At 46.2% G+C, this 12,752-nt stretch carries 9 protein-coding genes; 1 reads left to right on the forward strand and 8 read right to left on the reverse strand.

Annotated features, from left to right (window positions below; genetic code table 11):
* Nucleotides 1-69 precede the first annotated feature (69 nt).
* Nucleotides 70-519, forward strand: coding sequence for a hypothetical protein (locus tag BIZ39_RS10040; protein ID WP_039230797.1), 450 nt, complete (start codon nt 70-72; stop codon nt 517-519).
* A 107-nt stretch (nt 520-626) separates the two neighbouring features.
* Here BIZ39_RS10040 and BIZ39_RS10045 read toward each other — a convergent pair whose 3' ends face one another.
* From BIZ39_RS10045 to tkt, 8 genes are all read right to left on the reverse strand, one after another.
* Nucleotides 627-2,105, reverse strand: coding sequence for a TolC family protein (locus BIZ39_RS10045; protein ID WP_061094318.1), 1,479 nt, complete (start codon nt 2,103-2,105; stop codon nt 627-629).
* Complete coding sequence (locus BIZ39_RS10050; RefSeq protein ID WP_187446896.1) at nt 2,095-5,280, reverse strand: efflux RND transporter permease subunit; 3,186 nt, start codon at nt 5,278-5,280, stop codon at nt 2,095-2,097. The genes BIZ39_RS10045 and BIZ39_RS10050 overlap by 11 nt, the downstream gene beginning before the upstream one ends.
* A gap of 9 nt (nt 5,281-5,289) precedes the next feature.
* Complete coding sequence (locus tag BIZ39_RS10055; protein WP_039224934.1) at nt 5,290-6,375, reverse strand: efflux RND transporter periplasmic adaptor subunit; 1,086 nt, start codon at nt 6,373-6,375, stop codon at nt 5,290-5,292.
* A 195-nt stretch (nt 6,376-6,570) separates the two neighbouring features.
* Nucleotides 6,571-6,885, reverse strand: a complete 315-nt coding sequence (locus BIZ39_RS10060; protein WP_230633693.1) for a hypothetical protein — start codon at nt 6,883-6,885, stop codon at nt 6,571-6,573.
* A gap of 222 nt (nt 6,886-7,107) precedes the next feature.
* Entirely contained in the window at nt 7,108-8,007 is a 900-nt protein-coding gene (locus BIZ39_RS10065) for a fructose bisphosphate aldolase (RefSeq protein ID WP_014978432.1), read from the reverse strand.
* Nucleotides 8,008-8,308: 301 nt separating this feature from the next.
* Nucleotides 8,309-9,484 carry a phosphoglycerate kinase gene (locus BIZ39_RS10070; protein ID WP_014975742.1) on the reverse strand — a complete coding sequence of 392 codons (1,176 nt, stop codon included), beginning with the start codon at nt 9,482-9,484 and terminating at the stop codon, nt 8,309-8,311.
* A gap of 116 nt (nt 9,485-9,600) precedes the next feature.
* Nucleotides 9,601-10,611 (reverse strand): erythrose-4-phosphate dehydrogenase, encoded by a 1,011-nt coding sequence (gene epd, locus BIZ39_RS10075; protein WP_014948384.1) that lies wholly within the window; start codon nt 10,609-10,611, stop codon nt 9,601-9,603.
* A gap of 18 nt (nt 10,612-10,629) precedes the next feature.
* A complete protein-coding gene (gene tkt / locus BIZ39_RS10080) occupies nt 10,630-12,621 on the reverse strand; it encodes a transketolase (protein WP_187446897.1) in 1,992 nt (663 codons plus the stop codon).
* Nucleotides 12,622-12,752 lie beyond the last annotated feature (131 nt).

Consider the following 12,752-nt stretch of genomic DNA (forward strand, 5'->3'; position numbering starts at 1 on the left):
TAGCCGAATGGTTAGTTGCGTGATAGCAGTAAAGTGCTAACTTCTATATAAGGCTTAAAGGTAATGCCCATGAATAATCCACACGGCGAGTTTGAATGTAGCGTAAGCGGTCAGTTGCTGCTCTTCTCAGCGCGCGGACCGTGGAATGACGAAACCATGAGAAATGGCGTAGTAAAGATGTCTTCTGACATTTCAAAATTCGAAAAGGGCACTAAATGGGCACAAGTAAGCTGTCTTTACGGTGAAAGCCTGATGCCCCCTTCCACCTTTGATATTTTTGTAAAACAAACTCGGGTAAGAAAAACCCGCGGCCTGTCGTTTCTTGCCGTGGTGATATTAGATACCGACATTATGCTGACAACTAAGCACCAGATTTCTCAGTGTTATGACGCTGCCGAGGTTCCTTATGGCTTTTACGAAACGGTAGAAGATGCTTTGGAAGCGATGACGAATAATGGCTATGATTTTGATAGTGACGAAGCTGAGCGCTTTTTTGCCCGCTTTAACTTTACGCGTTAACATTTAACACCGCATGCGTTCTGCTTTTGTCACACGTTGAGTCTGAAATTCACCGCCAGCTTTTGATAAAGGCGAAAAAAAGGAGAGCGAGCGCTCTCCTTTTTATTTTAAGACTGCCATCCGCCTCCGAGTGCCTGATACAAATCGACCAGTGCGGCCATTTGCTGCTGACGAGTTTCTATAAACTCGCTACGCGCTTCCAGTGCTTCTCGTTGCGCAAGCAGCACCTCTAAATACTCACCATGAGCTGACGAAAAAAGCCTATTGGCAATATCAATCGACTGTTCGAGTGAAGCAATTTGATGACGCCTTGCTTCAGCACTTTTCTCCAAATTATCGAGCTTCGACAAACTGTTTGTTACTTCAGCTACCGCAGTTAAAACGGTCAGTTCATATTCGTAAGCCGCTTCAATTTGTTCGGCGCTGGCATTTTGATAAACCGCCTCAATCGCCCTGCGGTTTATTAATGGCGCAAAAACATCACCAGATAAAGAATATGCCAATGACTCAGGCACATTAAACAAGTAACGACTATCAAACGCCGATAAACCTACCCCTGCTTTTAGCTCAAAAGAAGGATAGAAGTTAGCTTTAGCCACATCGATATTTAACTCTGCTGCTTGGAGCGTGAGTGCAGCTTGTTTTATATCAGGGCGATTGTCTAATAGCGCAGAGGGTACACCCACCTGCGGGCTTTTTAGCTCGGCGCTGAGCAACACGTTACTGTCCCTTTGAATGGGCTGTGGAGTGCGTCCTAATAACAGATTGAGCGTGTTCTCTTTCTCTAGGATTTCCTGCTCAATCAAGTAACGCTCGCTCTCGTTTTTCTTCACTTCCGCGTTAAAGCGCGCAACGGGTAGCGATGACGCCCGTCCGTATTCTTTCAACGCATTAATAGTGTGAATAACATTACGCTGTAGCGAAATGGTTGAGTCAAGATTCTCTAGCTTGTTGTCTAGCGCCAGCAGTTCATAGTAAGTACGCGCAACTTCAGATACTAACTGGGTAACGAAAAAGTTCTTACTTTCAACCGACGCCAAGTATTCGAGCGAGGCCACTTTAGACGCATCTCTCAGCTTATGCCAAACGTCAATTTCCCACGACGCATTAAGGCCTAGCTTTAAGTTTGCCAGCGGGTCGGGAAATTCTTTATCCTCCTTGATATTTAACCTTTCTTCTACTGCGCCTTCCCGGGTATATTCGCCTACCTTTTCGGTTTCAGCGGCTACCCCCGCAGAGAGTCGAGGCAAATATTCCCCTTCTCGTGCATACACTTCATTCGACGCCATATTAATGCGTTGAATTAATATAGACACCTCTTGGTTGTTCTTAACCGCCGTTTCCACCAGCGCAGAAAGCGTAGGGTCGTTAAACCACTCTCTCCATTGAATATTTGCTTGTGTACTCTCGTTAATCCCTTGACCAGCCTGAGTATCCACTTGCGAAACTTTCGCGTTAAACTGCTCTGGCAAATCTAGATTAGGGTTTCGCGTTTCAATGGTAGGGATGGCACATGCCTGTACTAACAACGCACTACTAAGCGCTAACCACAGCGGCTTATAAGTAAATCGCTTTTTATTTGTCATCGCTTAGCACCTCATCGTTATAGTGGTAAGTTTCAGTAAGAGGGACATGATCTTCGTTTTTGATTAATGACTTACCTTCTTCAAGTTTGGCGAACAAGTAGTAAAGCCCAGGAATAACCAGCACACCAAAAATTGTGCCGAACAAAGTACCGCCTAAGGCAGAAGCACCAATAGTTCTATTTCCCACTGCGCCTGCCCCCGTTGCAATAACAAGCGGAATTAGCCCTGCTACAAACGAGAACGACGTCATTAGGATTGGGCGGAAGCGCTGTTTGGCCGCTTCAACTGCCGCGTCGGCAATTGATAAGCCCTGCTGATTTTTTTGCACTGCGTATTCCACAATAAGCACGGCATTTTTGCCGAGTAACCCAACCAGCATAACTAATCCAAGCTGCGCATAAACGTCGTTGGCCAGCCCCATACCTTTGAGAAACAGGAATGAGCCGAGAATACCGGTAGGTAGTGAAAGAATGACCGCAAAAGGTAGAAGCAGACTTTCGTATTGTGATGCCAGCACGATATATACAAACAACAATACTACGGCAAAGATAACGATGGCTTCATTGCCTCGTTTAGCCTCGTCAAATGACAGGCCTTCCCAACCTATGTCATATCCTTTTGGCAGGGTTGCAGCCGCTACTTCCTCAACTGCTTTTATCGCTTGCGCCGAGGTATACCCTGCTGCAGGCTCTGCACGAATTGCTGCCGAGGTATAAAGGTTGTAGCGTGTAATTTCATTAGGGCCTTGGGTTTTAATCAGCTTCATAAAGGCCGAGTAAGGCACCATTTCACCCTCTTCGTTTTTCACGTAGTAATCCAATAGGTCACTGGGATAACGACGATATTCCGGTGCACTTTGTGTGTACACTTTGAAGAAGTTATTAAAGCGCGTGAAGCCTTGCTCATAAGTACTACCAATAAGAATATTCAAATTCTCCATGGCCGCGCCAATAGATACCCCTTTCTGCATTGCAGCTTGGTTATCTATCTCAATTTTGTATTGAGGATAATCGGCTGCGTAAAACGTGAATAAACCTTTTAGCTCATCACGTTTACCGAGTTCTTCCATGAAGGCTTTGTTGATTTGATCGAACTCTTGATAGTCGGTAGTGTTGGTTTTATCGAGTAAACGAAATGATAACCCCGACGACGCGCCATAACCCGGCACAACAGGCGGTTCGAAATACTCAATCACTGCACCTAAGTGGTGTGTCTTGGCTTCCAGTTCTTCAATGATGTCACGTACCGACTGTTCGCGATTAGCCCAATCTTCAAGGTTAATCAAGCAGGTGCCTGCATTTGAACCTCGACCTTCCGTAAGGATTTCATAGCCAGCAAGCGAGGACACCGAGGAGACGCCTTCAACATCCAGCGCCAAGCTTTGCAGCTCTCGCGCTACTGTATTCGTCGCTTCAAGGGTACTGCCTGGCGGTGTTTGAATAATGGCATAGATTTGCCCTTGGTCTTCACCGGGAATAAAGCCTGTAGGTAATGCCTGATTAACGCCAAAGGTACTTACCACAAAGCCCGCAAGCAGCACTACAGTAACACTCCGGCGTGTAACGATAGCTTTAATAATGCCTGTATAACGACCGGTTAACTTATTGAAATAATAGTTAAATCCATCAATAAACTTGCTTAATGGCGTTGCCTTTCTTGTGTGTGAATGTGGGTTTTTAAGCAACATCGCACACAGCACTGGCGTTAATGAAAGCGCAACAATACACGAGATGATAATTGACGATGACATGGTAATAGAGAACTGGCGATAGAAGACACCTACCGGGCCCGTCATAAAAATAAGGGGCACAAAAACCGCCGTCATCACAAGTGTAATTGCGATAATAGCTCCCCCCATTTCACCCAGTACTTGTTGGGTCGCCATATAAGGGGTTAGGCTGCTGCTCTCTTCCATTTTCGCGTGAACGGCCTCCACGATAACAATAGCGTTATCCACCACAATCCCTATAGCTAGTACCAATGCGAACAGAGTAATAAGATTTATGTTCACCCCTGTGGCCTGCATGCAGAAAAACGTCCCTACCAGTGAAACCGGCACAGCAAGAAGCGGGATCAATGTGGAGCGCCAGTCACCCAGAAAGATGAACACCACCAAGGAAACCAAAATAAAGGCTTCAAACAAGGTATGCAGCACTTGTTCAATAGAGGCATCTAGAAACTTGGAAACATCGTAGTTGATTTCGTACTTCATGCCTTCTGGAAACGTTTTTTCTAGTTCAGCCATAGTGGCTTTCACCTGAGAAATAACCTCGTTGGCACTGCTTCCGTAGTTCTGCTTAAGTACTATGGCAGCGGAAGGATATCCGTCTTTGTTCGAATAAATATCGAAAAATTCACTACTTAACTCAACATCGGCAATATCACCTAATTTGAGCAAGCGACCGTCGGAATCGGCGCGAATAATGATATTTTTATATTCTTCAGGCTCGTCGTAACGTCCTTCGTAAATAAGCACGTATTCTTTGGACTGAGCAGTAATGCCTGAGCTTCTGCCAAGTCGCCCAGGGCGCCCAATCAAGCTTTGCTCGTCTATCGATTCCATGATCTCATCTACAGAAACATTGTAAGCACGCATGCGATCAGGCTTTAACCAAATTCGCATGGCGTACTGGCGACTTCCCAATATTTTTGCACTGGCAATACCGTTTACCCGCTGTATCTCTGGGATAAGGTTGATATTGGAATAGTTGTACAGAAACTTTTCATCAGCCGTTTTGTCCGTGCTATAAACGTTTATGTACATCAACATGCTAGGCTGAACCCGCTCTAGTACCACCCCTTCTAACTGCACGAGCTGGGGCAGCCGGTTCATGATCTGGTCAAGCCGCGTTTTCACATTAATTAGAGCCTGATTCGGATCTACATCTAAATCGAAGATAACTTGAATGGTGGCTTCACCCGCGCTGGTCGCATCAGACACGATGTACTTCATGCCCGGCACACCGTTGATTGAACGCTCGATGGTAACCAGCGATGACTTCACCAATACATCAGCGCTCGAACCGGGATATGCCAGAGAAATAAGCACTCGCGGCGGAGCAATATCTGGAAACTGTGACGTGGGCAGGCTAAACACCGACAACACGCCCAAAAATATAATCATCAGCGATAGCATGATGGCCATCACTGGACGTTTAATAAAAACTCCAAACATAGCGCCCCCTTATTCTGCGTGCAGTGACAGTTCAGCTAATGTGTCGCTGGCTGAAATAAGTTCAGGCTCTATCTCATCGCCGTTCGAAACTCTTCGCAGTCCTTCAATCAAAATAGTGTCGTCCGGCGCTAGTCCGTCTGAAACCAGATAGATGTTAGGGAGTTCTGCAGCGATGTTAATGTGGCGGGTTGCTAACTTGTTCTCGCTATCCAGCACATACACAAAGCTTTGATCGAGAATTTCGAATGTGGCTTTCTGAGGAATAACTAAAGCATCCGGATAGGCAATATCCACCATGACATTACCGGTCTGCCCATGTCTTAGCAGTTGGTCTGGGTTAGGGAAAGACGCACGCATTTCAATAGTACCGGTATGATTATCAAAATCAGCTTCAATGGCATCTATCACGCCTTGATGCGCGTAAATACTGCCATCGGCAAGCTTTAATCGCACTGACGTTTGATCATTTGATGCGCTGTTCTGCGCGTACTTTAAATACTCTGATTCAGGCACATTGAAATACACCCACATTGTGCTGATATCAGACAATGTGGTGAGCAGTTCGCCCTCATCAAGCAAACTTCCCGTTCGAGCTTCCAGTCGGTCCATTTTGCCTGTGAACGGCGCTTTGATATCTGTGAATGCTAAGTGAGTCTTTGCCAGTTCAACTTCAGCCTGAGCTTTTTGAAGCTGTGCTTCTATTACGGCAAGTTCGTTAGGAGAAACAATGTTTTGTTCAACAAGCGACTTTGTATTTTTGTACTCCATCTCTACCGATTTAGCCTCGGCTTCAGCGCGGTGTAGTTCAGCTTCATATACGTTCGGCATTATTTTGAACATGGGCTGACCACGTTCTACCGTTTGTCCCTCATCAACAAAGGTCGATTGAAGATAGCCTTTTTCCATAGCTCTAACTTCAATATGTTGAATGGCACGTATCTGACTGACGTACTCTTTTACCAGCGTTGTGTCTTGTACGATAGGATGAGTAACGTTGAATTGAAGTTTTTCGTGATGCGCAGCATGTTCTTCATGTCCACAACCACCTAAAAGTGCGGAAACAATGCTTACTGCAAGAAGTGCTTTTTTGCTCATAATGTAAATTCGTAATAAAAAGGCTAATCGTGACATGCCTTATAAAAAGACAGCATGCCACTAGCGCGCTTTCAGCAAATAGGTTCACCGCTGATAATTAAGCACGCAAAAACATCCAGCAAAGCGCTGGCGCGTTGTTAGGAATATCGAATTAACGTGTTTTTTAGGTAGCCAATAACCGCTAAACCTAAAAAACTAAGCAATAGGCGGCGCTCGGGTTAACGGCGTTGCGTAGTTAAGGGATGTTTTGAAAAGCCCACGCGGACGTGGTTTTGCGGTATCCGTGAAGGAGTCCGTAATGTAATCCAGCACAACATTTTGTGGCGGGACGGGCTCTTCCGGCGCACTTTCCTCAGTATCAAATTCAAATGAATATTCTGAGATAGAAGCATCAAAATGATGCTTGAACGTGATCGGCTTGTAATCCTGTTTAAGTCCAGATAAGCAAGTAAACAACAACGCAATTAATGCGTATATGGTGTACTGCTTCATGTACTGATGATTATTCACCGATGATTATTCCAGAAATTCAATTATATAAGGAAAATAGCGGCGTTATGCTACACAGGCGATTACGCTTTTACAAGAAACATTCTTGCTAGTAAACGCAGGCAATAAGCGATTGCACGTTTTCAGAATCGACAAAAGCGGAATGGAATAAGAAGTGACAAAACCGCACAACGAAAAAGAGCGCCATTAGGCGCTCTTTACAATCAATTTAAAAGGAGAGAATTAAGCTTTAGACGCTTGGTAGATACCTTCAATTGCAGTATCAAGCGTTGCTTCAAACTCTTCTTGAGTTTGCTGTGCAGATACGCCTTCTGTCAGTGCGCGAGAGAAACTCGCGATCATACCTTGGTTTTCTGCCAGCTTCGCGTTTGCTTCCTCGCGGCTATAGCCACCAGATAGCGCCACTACTTTAAGTACACGAGGGTGATCAACAAGCTCTTTATAGAAGTTTGCCTCTGTCGGAAGCGTAAGCTTAAGCATGACTTCCTGACCTTCGTTTAGCAGATTAAGCTGGGTCAAAATCTCTAGCTTAAGTAATGCTTCTGCTTCCGCTTTTTGTGGACTGTGAATATCCACTTCTGGCTCAATGATTGGAACAAGGCCCGCGGCTAAAATTTGCTTACCCACTTCAAATTGCTGAGCAACAACGTCTTTAATACCTTGGTGATTCGCAAGCTTAACAACACTGCGCATTTTAGTGCCAAATACATCTTGCGCCACCGCTTTAGCTAGCAGTGCATCAAGACCTGGCATTGGCTTCATTACCTGCACGCCGTTGCTTTCTTCAGCTAATCCTTTATCTACCTTTAGGAACGGAATTACGCGCTTCTTCTGCCATAAGAAATGTGCAGAAGACATGCCTTCAATTTCTCTATCAAGGGTGTTTTCAAACAAGATTGCGCCAAGAACGCGCTCGCCGCTAAAAGGGGTGCTGGTGATAATGCGTGTACGCATTTCGTGAACAAGATTAAACATCTCTTCGTCTGAGCTATACTCTGACTCTTCGATGCCGTATAAGCGCAACGCTTTAGGGGTACTACCGCCGCTTTGATCTAACGCTGCAATAAAACCGGTTTGCGTCTTCAGTTTATCCAGCATTGCCTGCTGAGCTTGTGATGCCATTGCAACACTCCTTTTGTATATTACTGCCTTAATAGACAGGTGTAGGGTTTATTGTTATACCAATTCTATTAAAGATCTGTTTGTCTCAGACGCAGCATGCCAGCACCTTAAGTAAACACATCTGTAATAAAGTTGGTATTTATGCCTGCGTACTTCACTGTTTCGCAGGTGTAATCGTTTCCGATTAAAAGGTCACGCTCAAAAATGCTGTTACTGAGCGTGACACTTATGGGGTAACGTTTGTACTATGCCTTAGCTATCTAGAGCTTTAAAACGCTGCGTTTACATGCAGCGCCCAGGCTTATTTATTTTTTTCTTCTAGTACTGCTACCGCTGGTAGTGTTTTGCCTTCCAAGAATTCTAGGAACGCGCCACCACCTGTTGAAATATAAGAGACCTTATCGGCAATCCCGTATTTATCAACTGCTGCTAGTGTATCACCACCACCTGCGATTGAGAATGCGTCGCTTGCCGCAATCGCTTCAGACAGCGCTTTTGTTCCAGCACTGAACTGTTCAAATTCAAATACGCCTACAGGGCCATTCCATACAATGGTTCCCGCGTTCTTGATAATGTCCTCTAACGCCTTTGAAGAGTCTGGACCAATATCAAAAATCATATCGTCGTCGGCAACGTCACTGACTACTTTTAGCGTCGCTTCGGTATTCTCATCAAACGCTTTGCCCACGACAACATCTGTAGGTACTGGAATATTACCGCCATTCGCCTGCGCTTCATTCATAAGCTGCGTGGCTTGCTCGGTAAGGTCCATCTCTACTAGTGACTTACCCACATTATGGCCTTGAGCCGCGATAAACGTATTAGCGATACCACCGCCAACAATCAGCTGATCAACTTTTTCAGCCAATGTTTTTAACACGGTCAACTTGGTAGATACTTTAGAGCCACCCACAATAGCAACCATTGGACGCTTAGGGTTGTCTAGCGCTTTGCCAAGTGCGTCTAATTCTGCAGCAAGTAATGGGCCAGCACAGGCTTTTGGTGCAAATTTAGCAACGCCATGAGTAGACGCTTGTGCGCGGTGAGCAGTACCGAATGCATCCATAACAAAGATATCGCAAAGTGCTGCGTACTGTTTTGCTAACGTTTCGTCGTCCTTCTTTTCGCCGTTATTAAAACGTACGTTTTCAAGGATAACTAATTCGCCGTCTGCAAGCTCCACGCCATCTAGGTAATCTTTTACAAGCTTAACCGGTACGTCTAGGGCGTCATTAAGATAATCAACAACAGGTTGAAGAGAGAATTCGTCTGCAGGCTCGCCTTCAGTAGGACGACCAAGGTGAGACATCACCATAACTGCCGCACCTGCGTCTAGGGCTGCTTTAATCGTAGGGATTGATGCTTTGATACGCGCATCAGAAGTTACTTTGCCGTCTTTTACCGGCACGTTTAAATCTTGTCTAATTAATACGCGCTGACCTTTTAGGGCCATATCGCTCATGCTTGGAATTGCCATCGTCTTTCCTATGTTAATTTAAATTCAGTAGAGCGTGTTTTGAAGGTATGACACGCTCAAATTAACTGTGAAAGCTGCGCGGGCTGGTGCTACCAACCCTTGGCAGCATCAATGCTTTATTTTGCGTCGAACATCACTTTTGCGGTATCGAGCATACGGTTTGCAAAACCCCATTCGTTGTCACACCACACCAGTGTTTTAACCAGTTGTTTGTGACTGACTCTTGTTTGTGTGCCATCTACAATACACGAGTGAGGGTCGTGATTGAAATCTACCGACACCAAAGGCTCTTCGGTGTAGTCCAAAATGCCCTGTAAACGCCCCGCTTTTGCATTGCGAAGGGCTTGGTTCACTTGCTCAATCGTTACCTTAGATTGAAGCGTTACACTTAAATCCATGGCAGTAACATTGATAGTTGGCACTCGAACCGCAATGGCTTCAAATTTTCCCGCAAACTTAGGCAGAATGCGCTCTATACCGGCAGCAAGTCGGGTATCAACGGGAATAATCGACTGACTTGCAGCACGGGTTCTGCGCAAATCTTCGTGATAGGCGTCGATAACTTGCTGGTCATGCATAGACGCGTGAATGGTTGTGATCGTACCACTTTCAACACCGAACGCAGCGTCTAGCGCTTGGATAACAGGAACAATGCAGTTTGTGGTGCAAGAGCCGTTGGAGACTAATTTTTGTTCACTGGTCAACGTGTCTTCATTGGTTCCGAAAATGACCGTATTGTCTAAATCTGGTGACCCGGGTGACGAGAAAAGCACTTTGCCAGCGCCGGCATCTAAATGTGCTTGCCCCGATGCTCTGTCATCAAACTTGCCCGTACACTCAAGCACAATATCAACGCCCAAGTCTTTCCACGGCAGGTCTTTAATATCGCTTATCGCGAGCAGTGTAATATCGTCGCCTGCGACATTTAGCGTGTTATTTTCTAAGGCCACATCAAAACGGAACCGCCCGTGGGCGGTATCGTATTTAAGTAAATGTGCTATGCCTTCGGGTTTAGCAATGTCGTTAATGGCCACCACGTTAAATTCGTTGTTGCGCCCACTTTCATACAGCGCGCGCAACACGTTACGACCAATACGACCAAACCCATTTATGGCAATATTTACCATAGGCTTATCTATTACCTCTTACAGAGACAGTGCAGCCTCTACTACAGCGTCAGTGGTAATGTTGAAGTGCTTAAACAGGTCGCCAGCAGGTGCAGATTCACCAAAGGTGTCCATTCCCACGATAGCGCCATTAAAGCCAACGTACTTGTACCAGCTATCTTTAGACAGCGCTTCAACCGCTACGCGTTTAACAACGCTAGAAGGCAGTACGCTTTCACGGTAATCAGCAGACTGACGGTCGAATACGTCAGTTGATGGCATAGACACTACACGAACGGCTTTGCCTTGCTCGGTTAGTTTCGCTGCGGCTTCAACGGCTAGCTGAACCTCAGAACCAGTACCGATAAGAATAAGCTCTGGCGTACCTTCACAGTCTTTAAGTACGTAACCGCCTTTGGCAATGTTAGCCACTTGGTCAGCCGTACGCTCTTGCTGCGCTAAGCCTTGACGCGTGAAAATCAGCGTTGTTGGGCCGTCAGTGCGCTCAATAGCAGACTTCCACGACACAGCAGACTCAACCTGATCACAAGGGCGCCAGTTATCAAGGTTAGGCGTTGCACGTAGCGCAACCACCTGCTCCACCGGCTGGTGTGTTGGGCCGTCTTCACCTAGACCAATTGAATCGTGGGTGTAAACGAAAATTGCAGGCTGCTTCATTAGTGCGGCCATACGTACCGCATTACGTGCATATTCCATAAACATTAGGAAGGTTGCACCGTATGCCTTGAAGCCACCGTGAAGGGCAATACCGTTCATCATGGCCGACATACCAAATTCACGTACACCGTAATAAATGTAGTTACCTGATGCATCGTTTGCTTCAACGCCTTTGCTGCCTTCCCAAATAGTGAGGTTAGAACCAGCAAGATCAGCAGAGCCGCCTAATAGCTCAGGAAGTAGCGGACCAAACGCATTCAGTGCATTTTGTGACGCTTTACGTGACGCGATATTTTGTGGGTTAGCTTGAAGTTCAGCGATGATAGCGTCTGCTTTTTCGCTGAAATCTGCTGGCAACTCGCCATTTACACGGCGTTTGAATTCTGCTGCAAGCTCTGGGTAGGCGGCTTCGTATGCAGCGAAAGCGTCATTCCACGCGCTTTCCGCGTTTGAACCTTTCTCTTTAGCATCCCAACCAGCGTAAATATCGTCTGGAATTTCGAACGCGCCATGGCTCCAGCCAAGCTTCTCGCGAGTAGCGACAATTTCGTCCTCACCTAGTGGTGCACCGTGACAAGACTCGGTACCTTCTTTATTAGGTGAACCGAAACCAATGGTGGTTTTACAACAAATAAGCGTAGGTTGCGCAGTATTCGCCTGTGCCTTTTCAATAGCGGCTTTTACTTGCTCTGCATCGTGCCCGTCAACGCCATCGATCACTTCCCAACCATAGCTCTTGAAGCGTGCTGGTGTATCGTCGGTGAACCAACCTTCCACTTCGCCATCAATTGAAATGCCGTTGTCATCCCAAAACGCGATAAGCTTACCAAGGCCTAGTGTACCGGCTAGTGAACAGGTCTCGTGTGAGATACCTTCCATCAAGCAGCCGTCACCTAGGAATGCGTAGGTGTGGTGGTCAACAATAGTGTGACCATCTTTGTTAAATTGTGCCGCTAGTACTTTTTCGGCAAGCGCCATGCCCACAGCATTACTGATACCTTGGCCTAGTGGGCCAGTGGTCGTTTCAACACCTGGCGCATAACCGTACTCTGGGTGACCTGGCGTTTTTGAATGCAATTGGCGGAAGTTCTTTAACTCTTCAATTGGCAGTTCGTAGCCTGATAGGTGAAGAAGAGAGTACAACAGCATCGAGCCGTGACCATTTGAAAGCACAAAGCGATCGCGGTTAGCCCAAGATGGGTTTGCAGGGTTGTGTGATAAGAAATCACCCCATAGTACCTGTGCGATATCAGCCATCCCCATTGGGGCACCTGGGTGACCAGATTTAGCTTGTTGAACGGCATCCATGCTTAATGCACGGATTGCATTGGCGAGTTCACGACGAGAGGGCATGTTGTCTCCTGATTTATTTTGTATCTTTTGTTTCGTATCTTAGCGGGCTAGGCAAGCTAGACGAGCGTAGAGGTAAGGCGTTCGCTCTACTTCTTTATACGAATGAATGTGGCGTTATTCTTACCTATGCC

It is taken from the genome of Alteromonas sp. BZK5 (assembly GCF_014349115.1).
Taxonomy (GTDB): Bacteria; Pseudomonadota; Gammaproteobacteria; order Enterobacterales; family Alteromonadaceae; genus Alteromonas; species Alteromonas macleodii.